The sequence below is a fragment of the Calditerricola satsumensis genome, from assembly GCF_014646935.1.
Classification (GTDB): Bacteria; Bacillota; Bacilli; order Calditerricolales; family Calditerricolaceae; genus Calditerricola; species Calditerricola satsumensis.
Genome location: NZ_BMOF01000043.1, coordinates 1 through 20,380, shown reverse-complemented (window position 1 = coordinate 20,380; position 20,380 = coordinate 1). Strand labels below are relative to the sequence as shown.

At 62.8% G+C, this 20,380-nt stretch carries 26 protein-coding genes; 23 read left to right on the top strand and 3 right to left on the bottom strand.

The annotated features are described in order from the left end of the window. Positions 1-158: 158 nt before the first annotated feature. The 23 genes from rpsU (at position 159) to IEX61_RS09510 (ending at position 17,984) form a co-directional block, all read left to right on the top strand. Positions 159-335, top strand: a complete 177-nt coding sequence (gene rpsU / locus IEX61_RS09620) for a 30S ribosomal protein S21 (protein WP_054671155.1) — start codon at positions 159-161, stop codon at positions 333-335. Positions 336-351: 16 nt separating this feature from the next. Continuing rightward, positions 352-798 (top strand): GatB/YqeY domain-containing protein, encoded by a 447-nt coding sequence (locus IEX61_RS09615; RefSeq protein ID WP_054671158.1) that lies wholly within the window; start codon positions 352-354, stop codon positions 796-798. A 104-nt stretch (positions 799-902) separates the two neighbouring features. Continuing rightward, positions 903-1,181, top strand: a complete 279-nt coding sequence (gene yqfC / locus IEX61_RS09610) for a sporulation protein YqfC (protein ID WP_054671160.1) — start codon at positions 903-905, stop codon at positions 1,179-1,181. A 16-nt stretch (positions 1,182-1,197) separates the two neighbouring features. Beyond that, a complete protein-coding gene (gene yqfD, locus IEX61_RS09605; RefSeq protein ID WP_188817783.1) occupies positions 1,198-2,388 on the top strand; it encodes a sporulation protein YqfD in 1,191 nt (396 codons plus the stop codon). A 57-nt stretch (positions 2,389-2,445) separates the two neighbouring features. Further along, positions 2,446-3,372 carry a PhoH family protein gene (locus tag IEX61_RS09600; protein WP_054671180.1) on the top strand — a complete coding sequence of 309 codons (927 nt, stop codon included), beginning with the start codon at positions 2,446-2,448 and terminating at the stop codon, positions 3,370-3,372. Between the two features lie 11 nt (positions 3,373-3,383). Beyond that, positions 3,384-3,674: a hypothetical protein gene (locus IEX61_RS09595; protein ID WP_157057737.1), complete on the top strand. Its 291-nt coding sequence runs from the start codon at positions 3,384-3,386 to the stop codon at positions 3,672-3,674. Next, the gene (locus IEX61_RS09590) at positions 3,634-5,520 is read left to right on the top strand and encodes an HD family phosphohydrolase (protein WP_054671174.1); all 1,887 of its coding nucleotides are present in this window, start codon (positions 3,634-3,636) and stop codon (positions 5,518-5,520) included. The genes IEX61_RS09595 and IEX61_RS09590 overlap by 41 nt, the downstream gene beginning before the upstream one ends. Before the next feature lie 32 nt (positions 5,521-5,552). Continuing rightward, on the top strand, positions 5,553-6,029 hold the full coding sequence (ybeY, locus tag IEX61_RS09585; protein ID WP_054671178.1) for an rRNA maturation RNase YbeY: 477 nt from the start codon (positions 5,553-5,555) through the stop codon (positions 6,027-6,029). Between the two features lie 15 nt (positions 6,030-6,044). Further along, a complete protein-coding gene (locus IEX61_RS09580; RefSeq protein WP_229725824.1) occupies positions 6,045-6,686 on the top strand; it encodes a diacylglycerol kinase family protein in 642 nt (213 codons plus the stop codon). 30 nt (positions 6,687-6,716) lie between these two features. Next, positions 6,717-7,439: a DUF502 domain-containing protein gene (locus IEX61_RS09575; protein ID WP_054672643.1), complete on the top strand. Its 723-nt coding sequence runs from the start codon at positions 6,717-6,719 to the stop codon at positions 7,437-7,439. Positions 7,440-7,446: 7 nt separating this feature from the next. Continuing rightward, entirely contained in the window at positions 7,447-7,860 is a 414-nt protein-coding gene (locus IEX61_RS09570) for a cytidine deaminase (RefSeq protein ID WP_054672645.1), read from the top strand. Continuing rightward, positions 7,838-8,746, top strand: coding sequence for a GTPase Era (gene era, locus IEX61_RS09565; protein ID WP_188817781.1), 909 nt, complete (start codon positions 7,838-7,840; stop codon positions 8,744-8,746). The genes IEX61_RS09570 and era overlap by 23 nt, the downstream gene beginning before the upstream one ends. 84 nt (positions 8,747-8,830) lie before the next feature. Continuing rightward, entirely contained in the window at positions 8,831-8,959 is a 129-nt protein-coding gene (locus tag IEX61_RS09560; RefSeq protein ID WP_157057854.1) for a YqzL family protein, read from the top strand. Between the two features lie 50 nt (positions 8,960-9,009). Then, complete coding sequence (gene recO, locus IEX61_RS09555; RefSeq protein WP_229725823.1) at positions 9,010-9,762, top strand: DNA repair protein RecO; 753 nt, start codon at positions 9,010-9,012, stop codon at positions 9,760-9,762. A 417-nt stretch (positions 9,763-10,179) separates the two neighbouring features. Then, entirely contained in the window at positions 10,180-11,097 is a 918-nt protein-coding gene (locus IEX61_RS09550) for a metal ABC transporter substrate-binding protein (protein ID WP_172673469.1), read from the top strand. Further along, positions 11,094-11,879 (top strand): metal ABC transporter ATP-binding protein, encoded by a 786-nt coding sequence (locus IEX61_RS09545; RefSeq protein ID WP_188817777.1) that lies wholly within the window; start codon positions 11,094-11,096, stop codon positions 11,877-11,879. Before IEX61_RS09550 ends, IEX61_RS09545 begins: the two co-directional genes overlap by 4 nt. A 14-nt stretch (positions 11,880-11,893) precedes the next feature. Then, complete coding sequence (locus IEX61_RS09540; RefSeq protein WP_054669966.1) at positions 11,894-12,736, top strand: metal ABC transporter permease; 843 nt, start codon at positions 11,894-11,896, stop codon at positions 12,734-12,736. A 1-nt stretch (position 12,737) separates the two neighbouring features. After that, on the top strand, positions 12,738-13,652 hold the full coding sequence (locus tag IEX61_RS09535; protein WP_054669969.1) for a metal ABC transporter permease: 915 nt from the start codon (positions 12,738-12,740) through the stop codon (positions 13,650-13,652). Between the two features lie 16 nt (positions 13,653-13,668). Continuing rightward, entirely contained in the window at positions 13,669-14,094 is a 426-nt protein-coding gene (locus IEX61_RS09530) for a Fur family transcriptional regulator (RefSeq protein WP_188817776.1), read from the top strand. A gap of 307 nt (positions 14,095-14,401) precedes the next feature. Next, positions 14,402-15,232: a sensor histidine kinase gene (locus tag IEX61_RS09525; RefSeq protein WP_054669972.1), complete on the top strand. Its 831-nt coding sequence runs from the start codon at positions 14,402-14,404 to the stop codon at positions 15,230-15,232. Between the two features lie 2 nt (positions 15,233-15,234). Then, positions 15,235-15,876 carry a response regulator gene (locus tag IEX61_RS09520; RefSeq protein ID WP_054669976.1) on the top strand — a complete coding sequence of 214 codons (642 nt, stop codon included), beginning with the start codon at positions 15,235-15,237 and terminating at the stop codon, positions 15,874-15,876. A 17-nt stretch (positions 15,877-15,893) separates the two neighbouring features. Further along, positions 15,894-16,883, top strand: coding sequence for a CopD family protein (locus IEX61_RS09515; RefSeq protein WP_188817774.1), 990 nt, complete (start codon positions 15,894-15,896; stop codon positions 16,881-16,883). Between the two features lie 366 nt (positions 16,884-17,249). Next, on the top strand, positions 17,250-17,984 hold the full coding sequence (locus IEX61_RS09510) for a FixH family protein (protein WP_054669983.1): 735 nt from the start codon (positions 17,250-17,252) through the stop codon (positions 17,982-17,984). Between the two features lie 142 nt (positions 17,985-18,126). On the opposite strand, the gene cccB is transcribed toward IEX61_RS09510, so the two are convergent. The 3 genes from cccB to IEX61_RS09495 form a co-directional block, all read right to left on the bottom strand. After that, positions 18,127-18,519: a cytochrome c551 gene (gene cccB / locus IEX61_RS09505; RefSeq protein ID WP_229725822.1), complete on the bottom strand. Its 393-nt coding sequence runs from the start codon at positions 18,517-18,519 to the stop codon at positions 18,127-18,129. A gap of 142 nt (positions 18,520-18,661) precedes the next feature. Next, positions 18,662-19,528 (bottom strand): helix-turn-helix domain-containing protein, encoded by an 867-nt coding sequence (locus tag IEX61_RS09500; RefSeq protein WP_054669987.1) that lies wholly within the window; start codon positions 19,526-19,528, stop codon positions 18,662-18,664. A gap of 101 nt (positions 19,529-19,629) precedes the next feature. Continuing rightward, a complete protein-coding gene (locus tag IEX61_RS09495) occupies positions 19,630-20,115 on the bottom strand; it encodes an acyl-CoA thioesterase (protein WP_054669991.1) in 486 nt (161 codons plus the stop codon). Positions 20,116-20,380: the final 265 nt, after the last annotated feature.

Here is a 20,380-nt window from a genome sequence, read left to right as displayed (position 1 = left end):
GATTTCGATGTGAGTGATCCAGTCTCCCTTCGGTTAGATTTTAGCTGAGTGATTGCGCGTCGTTGACCGCCCTCCCACCGTGTACTATAATGAGACAGACAGACTTCAGGACGGAAGGTACTGGGTCTGTGAGGGCTTGAGCGGAGGGAGGGAAGAGGGTGCCTGCGATTCGCGTCCGCAAGAACGAGTCTCTGGACAGCGCGCTGCGCCGCTTTAAAAAGACGCTGGCTCGCGACGGCATTTTGGCCGAAGTGAAGAAGCGCGCACACTACGAAAAGCCCAGCGTTCGCCGCAAGAAGAAGGCCCAAGCGGCTGCGCGCAAGCGGGGGAAGTAAGGTTGGAGGGGAAAGCATGAGCCTCATCGAGCGGCTGACCGAAGACATGAAGCAAGCGATGAAGGCAAAGGATGCGGTTCGGCTCTCGGTCATTCGCATGGCACGCTCCGCGATCAAGAACGAGGAGATCGAGAAGGGTCGTCCCCTCACCGACGACGACGTGATCGCCGTTCTGCATCGCGAGCTGAAACAGAGACGCGATTCCCTCCACGAGTTTGAAAAAGCCGGTCGGCAAGACCTTGTGGACAAGGTCAAGGCCGAGATCGAGGTGTTGACCCAGTACCTGCCCGAGCAGCTGTCCGATGAGGAGCTGCTCGAGCTGATCCGCAATGCGGTGCAGGAGGTCGGCGCAACGTCGAAGAAGGATCTCGGGAAGGTGATGCGCGTCCTGATGCCCAAGGTGAAAGGGCGCGCCGACGGAAAGCGGGTCAACGCTCTCGTGCAACAGGTGCTCGGCGACTGACGCCCCTGCGCCCACTCCGGAACGGTCCGGGGTGGGCGTTTTCGTTGATGCCATAACCGGTCCGCGCCGCGCATATTCCTGTGAGAGAAAAGGAGGCGGGGCGCATGGCCAGGTGGACCCGTCGGCTGCGTCGCTGGGCGGTGCAAACACTCGACCTCCCGGATGACGCCCTCCTCGACGTGCCCAGGATCACGATGATCGGCGCCTTTCACGCGTACATCGAAAACCATCGCGGCGTCTTGCAGTTCGACGAGCAGGAGTTGCGTCTCCTTCTCACCAGCGGGCAGCTGGTGATCCGCGGAAAAAATCTGGTCCTGCGCGCCATTTTGCCGGAAGAGCTGTTTGTCGAAGGGCAAATCGACACCATCACGTTTTTGAAATAGAGGGGGCGAAAGGGCGGTGCGCGACCGGTGGTTGAAATGGTGGCTGGGGTATGTGGTGCTCGCGATTCGCGGACGATACCTGGAGCGGTTTTTGAACCAGATCGTGCGCCAGGGCGTGTTCGTGTGGGATGTGCGCATCACCGGCGAGCGCCAGGCGCGCCTGGCCGTTTTGGTGCGGGACGTGCGGCGCTTGCGGAGCGCGCGGCGGCCGCTGGGAATTCGCGCGCGCATTGTGGCGAAGCGGGGTTGGCCCTTTTGGCGCTACCGCCTGGCGCGGCGCAAGGGATTCGTCACCGGCTTGCTTTTTTTTGTCGTCCTGTTGTACGGGCTCTCGCAGATGGTGTGGCACGTGGAGGTGGTCGGCAACGAGCGCTTGCGCGACGAGGAGGTGCGGCGGGTGGCCGAAGAGCTGGGCATCAAGCGGGGTCAATGGCGCGCGCACATGAAGGAATTGGACGAGTTGCAGCGGCAGCTCCTCTCCCGCCTGCCCGACGTGGCGTGGGTGGGCATTGAAATGAAGGGCACGCGCGTGCGCATCACCGTCGTCGAGCAGGTGAAGCCCGAAGAGAAGCCCGCTCAGGGGCCGAGCCATTTGGTCGCCGCCAAGCGCGGGATGGTGCACCGTCTGATTGTGGAACGCGGTCGTCCGCTGGTGCGCCCCAACGAATGGGTGGCCCCAGGACAGGTGCTGGTGTCTGGGGTGATGGGCGACGAGGGGCAGACGCGCATCGTGGGCGCCGAGGGGAAAGTGGAGGCCGAGGTGTGGTACGAGAGCGAGGTGGCCGTTCCCCTTGTGCAAAAGCGCGAGGTGCTCACCGGGCGGCGGTTTGCCCGCACGTATGCCCTCGTCGGCACCTACCGCATCCGCCTGCGCGGGTACGAGGCCGTTCCCTTCGCCCGATACCGCGTTGTCGAAGAGCGCGAAGAGGGTGCGCTGTTCGGCCGACGCTTGCCGCTCGGGTGGAGGAAGGAGGTTTTTCTGGAAACCGAGCTGCAAGAGGTGCGCGTGTCGCCCACCGAAGCGGCAGCGATCGGGAAGCGGCTGGCCCGTGCCGACGTCCTGCGCCGCATCGGCGATGAGGGTCGAATCCTGCGGGAAAAGGTTTTGCACAGCGTAGTGCGGAATGATACATTGTATATGAAACTGCACGTCGTGACGCTTGAGAACATCGCCAGGGCGCAGCCCATTCCGGAGCAAGGAGATTGAGGACCGTTGCAACCTGTCACGTACAAAATCCTGTTGCGCGATCCCGAAGAAGGCTTGATGCTCTTCGGACCGCACGACGCGTTTCTCAAGCGGATCGAGGCGGCCACGCGGGCCAAGATCGTTTCCCGCAACAACGAGGTGGCCATTACAGGCGATCCCGAAGAAGCCCAGCGCGTCGAGCAGCTCTTTCGCGTCCTGCTCGCCCTGATCCGAAAAGGCTTTTCGCTCAGCGAGGGCGATGTCCAGTACGCCATTGAGTTGGCTCGCCGCGGTCTGGTGGACGAGCTCGTGGACCTCTTTCACGAGGAGATTGGCGTGACGTTCAAGGGCAAGCCCATTCGCGTCAAAACGCTGGGCCAGCGCCACTATGTGGCGGCGATGCGCAAGCGGGACATCGTGTTTGCCATCGGGCCGGCGGGAACGGGGAAAACGTTTTTGGCCGTGGTCATGGCCGTCAACGCCCTGAAAGGCGGCGAGGTGAAGCGGATCGTCCTCACCCGGCCGGCCGTTGAGGCGGGGGAGAACCTGGGCTTTTTGCCCGGCGACCTTCAGGAGAAGGTCAACCCGTACTTGCGCCCGATTTACGACGCCCTGCACACGATCCTGGGGCCGGATGCGGTGGCCAAGTTTATCGAGCGCGGGCTGATTGAAATCGCCCCCCTTGCCTACATGCGCGGGCGAACCCTTGACGACTCCTTCATCATCCTCGACGAAGCGCAGAACACCACCTCCGAACAGATGAAGATGTTCCTGACGCGCCTGGGGTTCGGCTCGAAGATGGTCATCACCGGCGACGTGACGCAAATCGACCTGCCGCCGGGCAAGGTGTCGGGCCTGCGCGATGCGGAGCGCGTTCTCCGGGGCATCCCGGAAATCGCGTTCATCTACCTCACGCAAGCCGATGTCGTCCGGCACACCCTTGTCCAGAAGATCATCGAGGCGTACGAGGAGCAGCGGGAAACGGTTGGGGCGACCGCGCGATAGGAGGGGACAGCATGCCACAAAGCGGACGGGGGAGCGTGCGCGCGGGCCTGCGGGCCTGGAACGCGAGTGCGGCGGTGCGCATCGGGCTCCTGCTGGTGCTGTGGGGGATCCTCTTCGCCTTTGCCCTGCCGCATGTGCGCCCGACCGCCTACGAGCTGAAGGTGGGCCAGCCGTCGCCGGTCACGCTCGTTGCTCCCTACACCGTGGAGGATCCCGTGGAGACGCAGCGCGCGCCAGCGGGCGGAAGCGGGCGTCGAGCCGGTGTTTCGCCGGGACGACCGCATCACCTCAAACCAGCTTGAGGTGCTGGAGCGCATCTTTGCCGAGGCCAAGGCCCTCGCCTCGTCCAACCGGCCGGCGGCCGAGCGGATCGCGCGGCTGAAGGCGATCGTTCCCTATGAGCTGTCGGATGAGGTGTACACGGCGATGGTCCGCTTGTCGCCGCAGACGTTGGAGGCCGCCCGCGCCATTACGGTGAACACCGTGGGGCAGATTATGCTGGAAGGGGTCCCTGATCAGGGCACCGGGGTCAAGGCGGCGCGGGCCAAGGTGGACGAACAGCTTGTGCGCAGCGACCTGGGGCGCAGCGCGCGCACCGTTGTCCGTGCCCTGGCGCTGGCGTCGGTGGTGCCGAACGTCTTTTACGACGAGGCGGAGACGGAAAAGCGTCGGGAGCTCGCCCGCTCCCTCGTCAAACCGGTCACCATCGAACAGGGGACGGTCCTGGTGGAAAAGGGCGCCGTGGTGACGCCCGAGGGGTACCGCAAGGCCAAGCTGCTCGGGCTGGTGGAGGCGTCTCCCTCGCCGTGGCCCATGCTGGGCCTGGCCGGACTGGCGGCGATGCTGGTGGCCATCCTGTGGACGACGTTGGCGTCGACCGCGAAGCCGGCGCGGAGGGACAACCGCACCTTGCTGATGGTGACGCTCATTGCCGTGGTCCAGGTGGTTGCCCTGAAAGCCATTGCGCTGTGGGAATCGCGGCCCTATCCGTATTTCGGGTTTGTCGCCCCTGCCGCCCTCGGCGCCTCGCTGATGGCCGCCCTGGTCAGCAACCGGGTGGCCCTTGCCGGATCCGTGCTGTTTGCCACGCTGGCCGCGCTGTTGTACAACGAGAGTTTTGAGCTGCCCCTCGATTTTCGCTACGCGCTCGTTGTGTTGGCCGGCAGCGTGGCCGGGGTGTACAGCATCGGGCGCATGACCCAGCGCCACAACATTCTTTATACCGGCTTCGCCGTCTCCGGGGCTGCTTCCGCCGCCGCGGCCATTGCCGTGCTCCTCACCGCGCGGCATGGCGCGGCGCTCCCCTGGACCGAGTTGCTGCTGGCCGTGGGCTTTGCCTTTGCCGGCGGTTGGCTGTCGACGGTGCTGACGGTGGGGCTGCTCCCGTTTTTCGAAAACGCCTTTGGGGTTCTTTCGTCCGTCCGCCTGCTGGCGCTGTCCAATCCGAACCATCCCCTGCTGCGCAAACTGCTCACCGAAACGCCGGGGACATACCATCACAGCATGGTCGTGGCCAATCTGGCCGAAGCGGCTGCCGAAGCCATTGGCGCCAACGGCCTCTTGGCGCGTGTCGGGGCCTATTATCACGACATCGGCAAGACCAAGCGCCCGCAGTACTTCATCGAAAACCAGTACGGGGCGGAGAATCCCCACGATCGCCTGTCGCCGTACCTGAGCAAGCGGATCATCCTTGCCCATCCGTACGATGGCGTGGCGATGCTCAAGGCCTATAAGATTCCCAAGCCGATCCGCGACATCGCCGAGCAACACCACGGAACGACGCTGCTTAAGTACTTTTACCACAAGGCGAAACAGCAAAACCCGGGCGGCGAGGTGCGCGAAGAGGATTTCCGCTATCCAGGCCCCAAGGCGCAGACGAAAGAGGCGGCCATTGTCGGCATTTGCGACTGCGTCGAGGCCGCGGTGCGGTCGATGAAGCGGCCGACGCCGGGCCAGCTTGACCAGCTGGTGCGGCGCATTGTCAAAGATCGCCTCGACGACGGCCAGTTCCACGAATGCGATTTGACCCTCAAGGAGCTGGAGATCATCTCGCGCACGATTGTCGAGACGCTGATCGGCATGTTCCATTCGCGCATTGAATACCCCACGGACGTCCGGCGCGATGAGTCGACCGCCGCCGCGCGGTGATCCGGAGAGTCGAGAGCGAGGAGAGACGCATCATGGCCATTGCGGTGGACATCGTAACCGAGTATGACGGGGCGCCGCTCCGCGACGACCACCTGCGCCTCATCGAGGAGGTGCTGCAGGCGGCGGCAGAGGCGGAGGACGTGTCCCACGCGGAAGTTTGCGTCACGTTGACCGACGACGAACGGATTCGCGAACTGAACCGCACCTGGCGCGGCATCGATCGGCCCACAGACGTCCTCTCCTTCCCCATGCGCGAACCGGGCGAAGGGGAAACGGCCGTAAGCGAGGTGCCGGAGGGGCCCGAGCCCCTCGGGGACATCGTGATTTCCGTGCCCCGCGCCGCTGAACAGGCCGCGCAGTATGGCCACTCCTTCGAACGGGAGCTGGCCTTTCTCGCTGTACACGGCTTTTTGCATCTGTTGGGCTACGATCACCAGACGCCGGAAGAGGAGCGGGAGATGTTCGCCCGCCAGGAAGCGATTCTGCAGCGGTTTGGCCTTCGCCGCTAAAGGGGGGGAACCCACGTGGCCCAGCGATCCCCCGTCGCCGCCTTGCGCAGGGCATGGGAAGGCATCGGCGCCGCGGTTCGCGCCGAGCGCAACATGCGCGTGCACGTTGCCGTTGCCAGCGCCGTGCTTGTGCCGTTTTTGTTTGTGCCCTTTCCGGAGGCGGCCTTTTGGCGCGTGGTAACGGCGGTGGCGCTGGTGATGAGCTTTGAATTGGCCAATACGGCCATCGAGCGCGCCGTCGATTTGGCCACGTCCCGCTGCCATCCCCTCGCCAAAGTGGCCAAAGACGCGGCGGCCGGCGCCGTCCTGGTGGTCGCCGGGTACGCCGTGCTGTGCGGTCTGCTCGTCTTTGGCCCGCCGCTGTGGCAGTGGGCAACCGGTGGTGTGTGGCCGTACCGCGACCTTCACGTCCTCGTCGTCGCGTGCGCGGCCATCGCCCTGGCGGCGCTGTGGTCGGCGCTGCCGTTGGTCGACGGGCGGGCCTTGTGGGGGACCGGCTTGGTGACGGCGCTGGGCGGCGTGTGGATAGCGGCGGGCTTGCTTGTCCTTGTGAGCCTCTGGGCGTGGCAAAAGAAGGGCTGGCGCGCGCTTGGAACGGTTGTGCTCGGCGGCGCGCTGGGCATCCTGTTAGGGATTGGCGTTTCCATACACGTGTAGGGGATTGGCGAGGGGAGAATGCGGCGAACGATGGTTCGACAGTTTCGCAACCACTTGCTGATGGGTTTCCTCGTGCTCTTGCCGACCTTTGCCACAATCTATGTGTTGCGCATGCTGTTCGACATGGCGGACCGCACGCTGGGGGTCATGTTTTCCAACTTTCTCGTTCAGATTGGCCTCGTGACGCGGGATGCGGCCGGGCTGCACTTCTTGGGCCTTACCTTTGCGGAGCGGATTCCAGGCATTGGGCTCCTGGTTACCGTGCTGCTTCTCGTCGCCGTAGGGATGGCGACGCGCAGCATCATTGGTCGGCAGGTGATCCGCCAGACGGAGCGCTTTTTTACGCGCATTCCGATCGCCCGCACCATTTACACCACTGTGCAGCAGATCACCAACGCGTTCGTGCAGGACCGCTCGATGTTCCAGCGCGTCGTGCTGGTGGAGTACCCGCGCACGGGAATGTACGCCATCGGCTTTGTCACGGGGAATGCCGTCAAGGCGCTGGAAAAGACGACGGGAAAAGCGTGCGTGCCCGTCTTTTTGCCGACGACGCCCAACCCGACATCGGGCTGGCTGCTCTTCGTTCCGCGCGAGGAGGTTTACCCGCTGGATCTCTCCGTGGAAGACGGCTTGAAGCTGGTCATTTCGGGCGGGGTGGTCCTGCCGCAGGAGGGCTCGCCGGTGGTTTTGCCGGAAATGCATTGCAACGACGACAAGCCAAACGCCGTAGGAAGGCACATGGGAGCGAGGTGACGCGCCGATGGACGACCGCACGCTGATCGAATGGGCCCGCCAAGCGCGCGACCGCGCCTACACGCCGTATTCACAGTTTCCGGTCGGCGCGGCGCTCCTTTCGCGCGACGGTCGGGTGTTTACGGGGTGCAACATCGAAAACGCGGCGTATGGGCTGTGCAATTGCGCCGAGCGGACGGCGCTGTTCAAGGCCGTGTCGGAGGGGGCGCGCGACTTTGTGAAGCTCGCCGTCATCGCCGACACGCCAAGACCGGTGCCGCCCTGCGGGGCCTGCCGCCAGGTGCTGGCCGAGCTGTGTCCGCCGGACATGCCGGTGATTCTGGCCAACCTAAAAGGGGACGCGGAGGTCAAGACGGTGGCCGAGCTGTTGCCCGGCGCCTTTGGACGGGGGGATCTCCATGGACGCGAAAAGCGGGCATAAGTCGGGGTTCGTGGCCATCATCGGCCGGCCCAACGTGGGGAAGTCGACCCTCTTGAACATGGCCATCGGCCACAAGATCGCCATCATGTCGGACAAGCCGCAGACGACGCGGAACCGGATCCAGGGCGTGCTGACGGAAGCGCGCGGCCAGATCATCTTCCTCGACACGCCGGGGATCCACAAACCCAAGCACAAGCTGGGCGACTACATGGTGCGCGTCGCCGAAAACGCGTTAAAGGAAGTGGACCTCATCCTCTTCCTCGCCGACGTGACGGAGGAACCCCTCGGGCCGGGGGACCGCTACATTCTCGAGCGCCTCGGCGAAGTCAAGACGCCGGTCTTTCTCGTCATCAACAAGATCGACCAGGTTTCCCCCGACAGGGTGCTGGCCTTTGCCGACGCCTACCGCAACGCGTTCGCGTTCGCCGAGGTGGTGCCCATCTCCGCTCTGCACGGCACGAACGTGGAGGCGCTGCTGGAGAAAATTTTTGCCTATTTGCCGGAGGGGCCGCAGTACTATCCGCCCGATCAGGTGACCGATCATCCAGAGCGGTTCATCGTCGCCGAGCTGATTCGCGAAAAGGTGCTCCTCCTGACGCGGGAGGAAGTGCCCCATTCTGTGGCCGTGGTCGTCGAGGAGATGACGCGGCGCGAGGGGAAGGACGTCGTCTACATCCTCGCCGTCATCTACACGGAGCGCGATTCGCAGAAGGCCATCCTGATCGGCAAACAGGGCTCCATGCTGAAAGAGATTGGCCGCCTGGCGCGCGAGGACATCGAGCGCCTGTTGGGCAGCAAAGTGTACTTGGAATTGTGGGTCAAAGTGAAAAAGGATTGGCGAAACCAGGAGTTTTACCTGAAAAACTTTGGCTTTACGGAAGGGTGAGCACAGCGTTTTCCAGTATAGCGGGAAGTGGGGCGGCTATCCTACAAACAGAGGCACCAATCCGTCACGAAAGGGTGATTGGCGGTGCGCGACTTTTCGTGGGACGTGTTCGCCGCGACCGGGAACATCGAGGCCTACCTCCTGTACCGCGAGCTCACCAAGCGGCATGAGGAGCAGGAGGAACGCAACGTGGCGGAGGTTGTCATGACGTAGGAACGCCGCCCGATTCGCGAATCGAGGCGAGACCGGGCATGCTCGTTCGGGTGGAAGGCGTTGTTCTGCGGACGATGGATTACGGAGAAGGGCACAAGATCGTCACCTTGTTCACGCGCGAGCAAGGGAAGATGGGGGCCGTCGCCCGCGGCGCGAAAAAACCGCGCAGCCGGTTGGCTGCCGTGACGCAGCCGCTTACGCACGGCCTTTATCTTTGCCATGCGGGAGGCGAGCTGGCCACCCTGAGCCAGGGCGAGGTCCTGCACGCCTTTTCCCGCATCCGTCACGATTTGCTTCAAACGGCGTACGCGGCCTACATCCTGGAGGTGACGGACCGCCTCCTGGCCGAGCGGGAAGCGCACCCGCGCCTGTTTGATCAGCTGGTGGGCATTCTGGAGCAGATCGAAGCGGGAAAGGATCCGGAAATCCTCACGCGCATCTATGAGCTGCGCGCTCTCGCCGCCTCCGGAGTTCGGCCGCACCTTGATGCCTGCGTCGCCTGCGGGCGGCTGGAGGCGGCGGCGTTCAGCGTGCGCGAGGGCGGTTTTCTCTGTTCCGCCTGCCGGCCAGCCGACCGCGATGCGCTCGACCTGGCGCCGGCGGCGGCCGGCGTTTTGCGGCGGCTGGCGCGCGTGAACGTCGGCCAAATCGGCACCATCAACGTGAAAGCGGAAACCAAAGCCCAGCTGCGCCGGCTGTTTCACGCCTTCTGGGATGCACACGTCGGCGTGCGCCTCAAGTCACGCGCGTTTCTCGAACAACTCGAGGCGTGGGCGGACGACAGACCGGACCGTTTGGTGTGAAGCGGAGCCGGTCTTTTTTGGTGGTTTTTTTCTGAACGCGCAGGCGCCTTGACAGCGGGATGATCCCCCGGTTACGATTAAAATCGTAATTATTACGATTTACGGGAGGAACCCGCGATGCCGGACCTCGCCACGAACGACGTCGTCATTGTCGGTGCCGGCGCATCCGTCGGTGGCTGTGGCGTCGTGTTGAAGCACATGGGAATTGGATGACGCACCAGAGCGGCTTTGAGCTTTGGCCTTTTCCGGGCTGCTCGCCTGGATCTGCGCGGGCTTTGCGGGGTAAGGCGCAGCGTTAAATCGAAATTGTTCCTGTTTACAGGAGGTAGGCGTGTTCGTATAATCGAAGGGGAGTTGGGTCGGAACGGTCCCGAAGGAGACGAAAACCATGATCCCGCGGAGGAGGGAGGAATCACCGTGCGACGAGTTCCGCGTTCGTTGAAGGGGTGGGCCGCGTGGCTGGCTCTGTTGCTGGTGCTGGCCGGCTGCGGGCAAAGCGCCGCGCCTTCGGTGGGTGAACAGGGGGATAATGCGGAGAAGCTTACCGTCTACACCAGCCTGTATCCGTACCAGTTCTTCGCCGAGCAAATCGGCGCAGACCGCGTCGAGGTGCACAACCTGGTGCCGCCGGGCGCAGAGCCGCATGAATTTGAGCCGACGCCCAAGGACGTGGTCAAGCTGAGCGAAGCGGACGTCTTTGTGTACAACGGGGCCGGCTTTGAGCGGTGGATCGACGAGGTGCTGGATGCCGTCGACACGTCAAACATGGTCATCGTCCAGGCGGCCGAACACGTGCGCCTCCTGCCGAACGATCCACATGTGTGGCTCGATCCGCTGCGCGCCAAGGCCATCGCCCAGGCCATTCGCGATGCGCTGATCCAGGCCGATCCGGAAGGGAAGGCGATCTACGAGGGGAATTATCAGAAGCTGGCCGCCGAGCTGGATCGCCTCCATGCCGAGTACGAAGCGGCGGTGAAACAGGCCCCGCGCAAGGAGATCATCGTGTCGCACAGCGCCTACGGCTATTTGGCCGATCGGTACGGGCTGAAGCAGATCGCCATTGCGGGCTTGGCGCCGTCTGACGAACCGAGTCAGAAGGACCTGCAGGCGATTCTTGCCTTCGCCCGCGAACACAACGTAAAATACATCCTATTCGAAACCCTTGTTAGCAACAAAGTGGCCGAAGTGGTGCGCGAGCAGCTCAAGGCGGAAGCCCTGACGCTCAATCCGCTGGAAGGTTTGACAAAGGAGGAACGGGCCAAGGGGAAGGACTACTTTGACGTGATGCGGGAAAACCTTGCCGTCTTGAAGAAAGCCCTTGGCGTCGCATCATGAACGCAGGCAAACCGGTTGTGGACGTGCAAAATGTCTCCTTTTCGTACGGCGACCGCCTCGTGCTGGAAGACGTCAACCTGACCGTCGAGCGCGGCGCGTTTGTGGGCCTTGTGGGGCCCAACGGCGGCGGAAAATCGACCCTGATCAAGTTGATTCTCGGCCTGCTCAAGCCGGACAGGGGGGAGATCCGCCTCTTCGGTCAGCCCCTCGAACGCTTTCGCGCGTGGACCAAGATCGGGTACGTGTCGCAAAAGGCCAACAGCTTTAACAGCGGCTTTCCCGCCACCGTCTTTGAAGTGGTGGCGATGGGGCTGTTTGGCAAGATGGGCCTCTTCAAGTGGATGGGGAAGCGGGAGAAGGAAAAGGTGTACCAAACGCTGGAATGGGTGGGCATGGCCGAGTATGCCCGCCAGCCGATCGGCAAGCTGTCGGGCGGGCAGCAGCAGCGCGTGTTTATCGCTCGCGCCCTGGTGGCCGATCCGGAACTCCTCATCCTGGATGAGCCGACCGTCGGGGTCGATGAGCAGTCGGTGGCCCAGTTCTTCGCCCTGCTCGCGTCGATGCGCCGGGAGCTGGGCCTCACGTTGCTCTTGGTTTCCCACGATATCGGCGCCATCACGTCGATGGTCGATCGCGTGGCCTGCTTGAACAAACGGCTGCATTTCCACGGGGATTCGCGGGAGTTTGCCGCCCATCGAGACGAGATCCTGCACCGGCTTTACGGACACGAGGTGCGCGTGTTGGAACACAACCACGGACGCGCGCAACCAACGAGAAGCTGAGGGGAAGAGTAGCCGTGTTCGAGGCGTTTTTCACTTTCCCCTTTTTGCAACAAGCGCTCCTTGCGGGCCTCGTCGTCGGGATGGTGTGCCCGATCGTCGGCGTGTTTCTTGTCGTGCGGCGCCTGTCGCTGATCGCCGACACGCTGGCCCATGTTGCCCTCTCCGGTGTTGCGGCGGGACTCTTTCTGCAGAAAACGGTGTCCGCGCTGCAAGGGGTGAGCCCGGTGTACGTGGGGATGGCCTTCTCGGTGGCGGGCGCCTTTTTTGTCGAGCATCTCCGCCGCATCTTTCGGTCGTACCCGGATCTGTCGCTGCCCATCCTGCTCTCGGCGGGGACGGCTTTGGCGGCGGTCCTGATCAGCCTGGCCGACGGGTTCAACGGCGATGTGTTCGGGTACCTGTTTGGCAGCCTGATCGCCATCTCCCGCGCCGACTTGACCATCGTGCTTCTCGTGGGAGCGGTCGTTCTCGCCACTGTCGTCCTGTTGTACAAGGAGCTGTTTTTCCTTTCCTTCGACGAGGAAGGGGCGGCGGTGGCGGGCATCCCCAGACGGGCCATTCACGCCGTCTTCGTCGTGTTTGTGGCGGCGGTCATCGGGGTGGCGATGAACATCGTCGGGCTCCTCCTTGTCTCGTCGCTGATCACGCTCCCCGTTGCCGCCGCGCTGCAGATGGCCCGCAGTTTTAAACAGGTGTTCGTCTACGCCGTCGGCTTTTCGGAGCTGGCCGTTCTCGGCGGACTGGTCCTCTCCTACGTCCTCGATTTGGCGACGGGCGGGGTGATCGTCCTCCTGGCCGCGGCGATCCTGCTCTTGGTCCTTGTGGCGAAGCGGTTTGGCGTGGTTCCCCATCCGTGATATGCTTGTACGTGAGATCGTCGGCCCGGCGGCGCGGGATGTCGCGCGGGACGCCGGGGACGGCGCGGACGGAGGCGTCGATATGGAGGGGTTTTTCGATGGCTCGCTCGTCCAGCGCGCCCTGCTCACCGGGGCGATGGTGGGGCTTCTTTGCCCGATCATGGGGCTGTTTCTCGTCGCGCGGCGGCTGGCGGCGATCGGCGAAGTGCTGGCGCACGTGAACTTGTTGGGGGTGGCCGTCGGGGCCATGGCAGGGAGCGCCGTCCCGTTTTTGGCGTCCCTCACCCCGCCGGCGTACGGCATGGCCTTCGCTGTCCTCGGCGCCTTTGCCGTGTTGGGGCTGCGCCGCGCCTACGCCCAATTCGCCGAGCTGGCCGTGCCGATCCTGCTCGCCGTCGCCCTCGGCGCCAGCGTCGTCCTCTTCCGGCTGATGGGCGGCTTTGGCGCCGACTTGGCCGGCTATCTGTTTGGCAATCTGGTCGCCGTGCAATCGGCCGACCTGCAGCTTGTGGCGGTGGCCACGGCGCTCGTGCTCGGCGGCGTCGCCCTCCTGTACAAGGAGCTCTTCGCCGTCACATTCGATGCCGAGTACGCCCGGGTGGTCGGCATTCCGGTCCGGGCGGTGGAGAACGCGTTCATCGTGATGATGGCCCTGACGATTTCCGCCGCTGTGCGGGCCGTCGGGGTGCTGCTCGTCTCCGGGCTGATGGTGGTGCCGGTGGCCGCGGGCATGCTGGTGGCGAGCGGTTTTCGGCGCACCCTGGTGGCGTCCCTCGCCATCAGCGAGCTGTCGGTGGCGATTGGGTTCGCCCTGGCCTATGGATTTCGGTTGGCGACGGGCGGAACCATTGTTCTGGTGGCCCTGTTCTTTTTGCTGGTCGCCGCGGTGTACCGGCATCTGCGGGAACGAGGGTAGGCGAGGGGAGAACCGCATGGATGTCAAAACGGCACTGGCACGCTTGAAGGAGCACGGCTACAAGTATACGGGGAAGCGCGAAAAGATGGTCCACATCTTCGCCCGGGAAACGCGGTACCTGACGGCGAGGGATGTGCTCGCGTACATGCAGGAGGAATATCCCCGCGTCAGCTTCGATACCATATACCGAAACCTGTCCCTGTTCGAACGGTTGGGCATCCTCGAGTCGACGGAATTGGACGGAGAGAAGCATTATCGTTTCGCCTGCGCCGGCGCAGAACGCCACCATCACCACTTGATTTGCACCGGGTGCGGCAAGACCATCGCCATCGACCTGTGCCCCATGGACGCCGTGCTGGGCCAGCCGAAGGGGTTTACCATAACCGGCCACAAATTTGAGATTTACGGCTACTGTGACGACTGCCGAGGAGGGGACGCATGAGAGGGCGCCCCGGAGATCAACCTGGTCACCCTCGCCGCAACGGAAGCGGCCTACGGCGGCAGCTGGTCGATCGCATCCAGGTGGATCGCGACAAGGCCGTCGAGCCACCCAAAGATCCGTATGTGTACGCCAATTTTTAAGGATTGTTGAAAAAGTGAAGGTCGCCCGCGCCGGGCGGCTTTTTTCCTTTATAATTCTTTTAGGACTAGCCTATTGCCGGAGAAGTTCGAACGGAATCGAGCTTATCGTGCGATTGGCGTGAGGGAAGAATGGCGAAGAATGTAAGGTGACGGAAGGGGGCTTTCCCGTGCCGTATTGGCTGGTGAAAGGGTCCATCCTGCTGCTGCCGCCCTTGGCGGTGGGGCTGTGGGAATACGTGCGCCATGAATTCCTGTTGCCGTATCTGTCAATGGAAGCGGGGAACTGGCTCACGCCGATTCTTGTGTTTGCGGTATCGATTGTATTCTTGCGCCCTTTGCTTCGCCTGCTCGAGCGCATGCAACGCGACTTGCACCGCGCGCAGGTGGAAAAAGCGGCCCTCGAAGAGCGGGCCAATCTGGCGCGGGAGCTGCACGACGGCATTGCCCAAACGCTGTTTTGGCTGGCGGTGAAGCTCGATCGGTTTGGCCAGACCCTCACCCCGGAGCAGGAGGCCGCGTTCCACCAAATCCGTCAGACCGTGCGTCAGCTGTCCGATGACGTGCGCCAGGCCATCGCCAACCTGCAGGTCTCGGCATCCGGTGACGCCCAAGGATGGCAACAGACGGTGCAGAACCTCGTCGATCGACTGCGCGCCGAAACGGATCTGGACGTGACCGTCGACTGGTCGCTGCCGGAAACACGCCTGTCCACCCGCGAGAAGGTCGAATTGATCGCCTGCCTGCGCGAGGCGCTGGCCAACGTGCGCAAACACGCCCAGGCGAAATCGGTGCGCATCTGGTGCGGGGAGACCAAGCAGGGATGGGGGCTGGTGGTGGAAGATGACGGGCAGGGTTTTACCGGTGATCCCCTTTCTTGTCCCGACGGCTTTGGCCTGAAGATCCTGCGTGAACGTGCGGAGCGAATGGGCTGGACGCTGCGCCTTTCGCGCGATGGCGGGCGCACGCGGTTTGAAGTGCGAAGGGAGGAGCCAGCGTGACCATGCGGATCCGCGTGCTGGTTGTCGACGATCATGCGCACGCGCGGGAAGCGGTGCGCGACATCCTGCAGGCTGCGCCGGAGTTTGAGATCGTCGCCGAAGCCACGAGCGGCGAAGAAGCCCTTGCGCTGACGGAGCAGCACATGCCCGACCTCATCCTGATGGACATCAAGCTGCCGGGCATGGACGGCCTTGAGGCGACAAAACGCATCAAGGAGCGCTTCCCGTACGTCAAGATTGTAATGATGACGGTTTCCGATGAGGTCACCCATCTATTCGAAGCGATCAAGAGGGGGGCGCAGGGCTACCTGGTGAAGCATCTGCCTCCCGATGTGTGGGTGACCTATTTAAGGGCCGTGGCCGTCGATGAGGCGCCCCTGTCGAAGGAGCTGGCGCTGTGCATCTTGCGCGAGCTCACGGAGAAGCGCGCCGCCCCGCCGGAGAACGAGGACCCGCTATCCAAACGGGAGCGGGAAATTTTGCACCGGGTGGCGCAAGGCAAAACCAACCGCGAGATCGCCGAGGAGCTGGGCATCTCCGAGTACACGGTCAAGAATCACTTGAAAAACATTCTCAATAAACTGCACCTTGAAAATCGCGTTCAGCTGGCGCGGTATGCGTACGAGCGCGGGTGGATGCCGTAATCAGGGAGAAGCGAGGGGTGAAGCCCTTGACGTTTTGCGTGGTTCCAGGCGTGAGTCCCCTTTTCGATCTCCTGAGGCTGATCGATAGCTGGTTGCGTCCTGCCGAGCTGCTGGTGGCGTTCGCGGTGGTGTGCATCCTTGGCCTGTGGCGCTGGGCGGCTGCGCGAGAACCGGCGTTACGGGATCTGGGATGGCAATCGCCGGAGGTTCAGCAGCGTGTTCGTCGTGCCGCAACGTGGTTCTTTCTCCTCACAGGGTTCGCTCGGGTGTTCCTGTTCGCTCAAGCGTTTAATTCAGGCCCCTGGTTTGGCGTGACATTCTGGCTGAATGTCCATACCGTCATGTTTACCACGCCAATCGGCGTTGCGGCGTGGTTACGTCCGCTGTTGTTATGGGGAATGGGGCAGCTGGAACAGGTTCAGCTTGCGCCCCGCCTGCGCCAGCAGATCCTTGCCGGTTTATTGGCGGCGTTGATGCTGACGTTTCCGTTTACCGCGCACGCCTTGGATGTTCCCGCATCCCAGCCGTATGGATGGTTGACCAAACTCGCGCACACCTTGCACCTCTTCGCTTGGACCGCGTGGGTTGGCGGATTGGCCGCCTTCGTCGCTGTCACGGACAAGGGTCGCGTAAACGGGGGAATGCCTTCGCCGCTTGTTTCGGGGTTGCGCCGCTTTTTCACCGTGACACTGCCTGTGCTGGCGGTGGGCTGGGGAACGGGGTTGCTGATGGCGTGGATGCGGCGATCCGCGTGGAGCAACCTGTGGGTCACAGGCGATGGCCTTCTTCTGTCCGTCAAGCTGGCTCTCGCTGCCCTCGCGTTGCTGCTTGCCGCTGTGATCCGCTTTCTGGTGCTTCCCCGGGTAGACGCGAGCGGGGAAGGGGAAAAGGCGCGGCGCCAGGGAGCAAGGTTCATCCTTGTTTGGGCGTTGCGGCTGGAGCTGGCGGTCGCGCTGATTCTGCTGATCCTCGGCGGGGTCTTGGCCTCGACCCTTCTGCCGAGCTGAGGGCATTCCCGTGGCGTGGACCGATGCGAACGCGTAACGGGTCGATTCGTGGGGATGGCCAATGAAGCACAGTGCCCCTGAAGCTTCGGGCTTCAGGGGTTTTTGCGTGCGTCTCCCAACGAGGGCCATGACTGAAGAAACAAAGCCAATCATTTGTCACAACCTAGCCCTTTTGAGGGATAGGGAGGGTATTTTTCTTTGTCTAGAATCGATGATGAGTGAACATTTTTCAATCGCGCCTCAGCCGTCGGCGTGGGAACCGCCTCATGGCTCTTAAGGGCCATTGGGAAGGGAACGCGCTTGCCCTATACTGGGAGAGACATGCTGTGGCCGAATCTCCAGCGGAGGAATTGAGGAGGGATATCCGTGCGTATCAGCAGGATCCTGGGCATGGCAGTGGGACTCATCGGCATGGCTGTGCTGCTCGGCGCTTGCCAAAACGCGACGCAGCCGCCCGCTCCGTCCTCGCCGATTGCCGTGACCCTGACCATTGAACCGCAAACGATCCAACCGGGCGATGAGGTGACCTTCCGCCTTTCGGTCACGCAAGATGGAAAACCGGTGGACGATGCCCAAGAGGCGAAGGTGGAGTTGTGGCGTGAGGGCGATGCGCAGCACGAATTCCTTCCCGCCGCGCATCGCGGCAAAGGCGTCTATGAGGCCCGGAAACGGCTTGACCAACCGGGGCGTTACCACGTGATGTACCACGTGACCGCCCGCGAGATGCACAGCATGGAGGAAACCACGTTTGTCGTGGGGAACCCGGCGGAAGCGGAAGCCCCGAAAAAGGAGGGCCACTCCCACGATCACGGGAGCCTGACCCTTGACGTCAAGATGGACGAGCCGATTGTCGCGGGCAAGAAGGAGCGCATTTCCATCGTCGTGGCGCAAGGGGGGCACCCGCTTTCCGGAGCCCGGGTGCGGCTGGAATACGGGCGGGAAGGTGCCCAGAAACGCGCCTTCGCCGATGCCCACGAGGAGCAGCCGGGCACCTATGTGACGACGGTAGCCTTTCCGGAGCCGGGGGCGTATCGGGTTCGCGTGCATGTGGAGAAGGAACCGCTGCATGATCACAAGGAACTTGCGGTTACGGTTCGGTAACCTGAGGATGCGCCTGTTGGCCGAAGTCGGTCAACAGCTTTTTTATGCGCCTGGCATGGGCCTGTCTGGAGGGAACGTTGGCGTTGCCAAAAAAATTCCCTGCCGCGCCATAGGCAGCAGGGGGAATGCGGGAACTTCTGCCTTACTTCTTGTCGGCCAGCCACGCGGCCAGCGTTTCGGCGTCTTCGCCCTTCACGAGGCCGCCCGGCATTGTCCCTTTCCCGTTTTGCAGGATGTTCAGGATCTCGTCCTTGCTCAGCCGCGAGCCAACGGTTTGCAGATTGGGGCCCACGGCACCCTCCAGGTTCCCGCCGTGACAGGCGGCGCAGTTTTGCTTGTACAAGGCTTCCGCCTTGGCGACGTCATAACCGTCACCCGACGGCTGCTGGGCTTGTCCGCCCTGCTGCTGGCCTTGCTCCGTCTGCCCTCCTTGTGTGCCTTGGTTGTCTTCTTTCGCTCCACCGCAGCCGGTGAGGGCAAGGGCGATCGCGGCGGCGACCAGCGCGGGACGCCAATAGGAAAGCAAGTTTTTCACGTTTTCGCCTCCTTTGCCATGGGAACAGGTTCCTCTTTTGATTGTAGCAAAGAAGGCCGGCGAACAGTTGTGTCAGAGTTTTGAACAAATCATGGCCAAATCCCGATAACGCGTCAGCCTGTCGTTCCCATCCTTCGCCGTCTCAGGAATTTTGCCGCTGCGCAAAGAGCATCCCTTCCCACTGGGCGATCTCCGCTTGCAGGCTGGCGTCGTCGGTCAACCGTGCGGCGCACGCGGCTTTCTCCAGGTGGCGATGCGCCTCCGCCGATCGCCCGGTATGCGCCAACACGACGGCCGCTTGCAGGTGCGCCTGGCCAACGAGGTAGCTTAGGTCGTGCGCGTCGGCCAGTTCCAGGGCGGTTTCCGCCCAATAGAGGCTTCGGGTGGCCTGTTGCAATTGCCAGTGCGCCAGGCTGAGCAGGTAAGCGGTTCGGACGGGGACCCACGGCTCGTATTGGGAAGGGGCGGATTCCATGCGGTGAAAGGCTCGCTCGAGAATGTGCCGGGCTTCCTCTGGCTGCGCCGTTCGCAGCAGGGCGTCGCCCAGCGTCATTTCCACTTGGCCTTGCAGCGCCAGCGTGAGCGGCACCATCTTGTGCAGCAGGTTGTGCAACAGGGTGATGGCGCGGTGCGGTTTCTCCTCCGCCTCCATCACCACCACGGCGCGGGCCCAGGTCAGCGCGGCGCGGAAAAAGGGTTCCCGTGATGCGGCCGACTGTTCCTCCTCGTCCAAAAGCGCGGCGAGTTCTTGCCATTTCTGCTGGCGAACGTACCGGTGGATGCGGCGCAGCGTTTCGATGCGCTGGCTGCTCTCTTCGCTGCCTTCGCTCAGTTCATACAAGGTGACGCCAAGCCGCGCGGCGATCTTTTTGAGCGTGTTGAGCTGAGGCAGCACGAGGTCGTTTTCGATGCGGCTGATCTCGCTTTGCGTGCAAATGCCTTCGGCCAATTCGGACTGCGACATGCCGCGACGCTGACGAAGGGTGCGAATGGTTTGCCCGAGTGACACGGCTGAAGCCTCCTTGTCGTGGAAATGTGGCGAAAGCGCGGACATCATACCCTTCGTTCATAGGGGCACGGGATTTGACCGTGCCCCTTGCCGTTTGTGCATCAGAGGGTGCGATTGAGCAGTTCGGCGCGCCGCTTCTTGCGCATTTCGTAGCGCTCCTTGGCTTTGGCGTAGTGCCACTTTTCCTCTTCCGTCTCGGGGATCACTTCCGGGACAAGGGTGGGCTTGCCGTTTTCGTCGAGGGCGACGAAGGTGAGATAGGAGGTTGAGGTCAGCCGGCGCTTGCCGGTGAGGAGGTCTTCCGCTTCGATTTTGACAAACACCTCCATGGACGTTTTGTGCGTCCACGTGACGAAGGCTTCAATGCAGATGGCGTCGCCCACGCGAATGGGGGCCAGAAAATCGAGGCTGTCGCTGGAAGCGGTGACGACGGGGCGGCGGCAGTGGCGCATGGCCGCGATGCTGGCAATGCGGTCCACATACGCCATGACGCGTCCGCCGAAAATCGTCCCATGGGTGTTCGTGTCCGGCGGCAGGACGATATCGGTCATCACGGTGCGCGATTCGCTGGCTTTTCGTGCGTTCATCTTCGAAACCCTCCGTTTGTGCGAGAAAAGCTGGAAGCCCCAACGCGAACGTTGCGTCTGGCCCATTCACCGAGCCGCAATCCGTGGGCCGGGATCGGGATTGGAACCTTATTTCCGTTTTAGGATTTAAATGTTTGGTATGTTTGGTTGGCTTGTCTGATATAGCATCATTGTATCACAGTGGGGAATGCGCAATGCAACAGGTCGCAATCACTCAGCTAAAATCTAACCGAAGGGAGACTGGATCACTCACATCGAAATCTTA

Bases quoted from the DNA above. Each gene is read 5' to 3' on its own strand.
- IEX61_RS09575 (WP_054672643.1), top strand. From the start codon at position 6,717: ATGGTTCGACAGTTTCGCAACCACTTGCTGATGGGTTTCCTCGTGCTC.
- IEX61_RS09535 (WP_054669969.1), top strand. From the start codon at position 12,738: ATGCTTGTACGTGAGATCGTCGGCCCGGCGGCGCGGGATGTCGCGCGG.
- IEX61_RS09495 (WP_054669991.1), bottom strand. From the start codon at position 20,115: ATGAACGCACGAAAAGCCAGCGAATCGCGCACCGTGATGACCGATATC.
- IEX61_RS09570 (WP_054672645.1), top strand. From the start codon at position 7,447: ATGGACGACCGCACGCTGATCGAATGGGCCCGCCAAGCGCGCGACCGC.
- era (WP_188817781.1), top strand. From the start codon at position 7,838: ATGGACGCGAAAAGCGGGCATAAGTCGGGGTTCGTGGCCATCATCGGC.
- IEX61_RS09545 (WP_188817777.1), top strand. From the start codon at position 11,094: ATGAACGCAGGCAAACCGGTTGTGGACGTGCAAAATGTCTCCTTTTCG.
- IEX61_RS09595 (WP_157057737.1), top strand. From the start codon at position 3,384: ATGCCACAAAGCGGACGGGGGAGCGTGCGCGCGGGCCTGCGGGCCTGG.
- IEX61_RS09615 (WP_054671158.1), top strand. From the start codon at position 352: ATGAGCCTCATCGAGCGGCTGACCGAAGACATGAAGCAAGCGATGAAG.
- yqfC (WP_054671160.1), top strand. From the start codon at position 903: ATGGCCAGGTGGACCCGTCGGCTGCGTCGCTGGGCGGTGCAAACACTC.
- ybeY (WP_054671178.1), top strand. From the start codon at position 5,553: ATGGCCATTGCGGTGGACATCGTAACCGAGTATGACGGGGCGCCGCTC.
- IEX61_RS09530 (WP_188817776.1), top strand. From the start codon at position 13,669: ATGGATGTCAAAACGGCACTGGCACGCTTGAAGGAGCACGGCTACAAG.
- IEX61_RS09600 (WP_054671180.1), top strand. From the start codon at position 2,446: ATGCTCTTCGGACCGCACGACGCGTTTCTCAAGCGGATCGAGGCGGCC.
- IEX61_RS09520 (WP_054669976.1), top strand. From the start codon at position 15,235: ATGCGGATCCGCGTGCTGGTTGTCGACGATCATGCGCACGCGCGGGAA.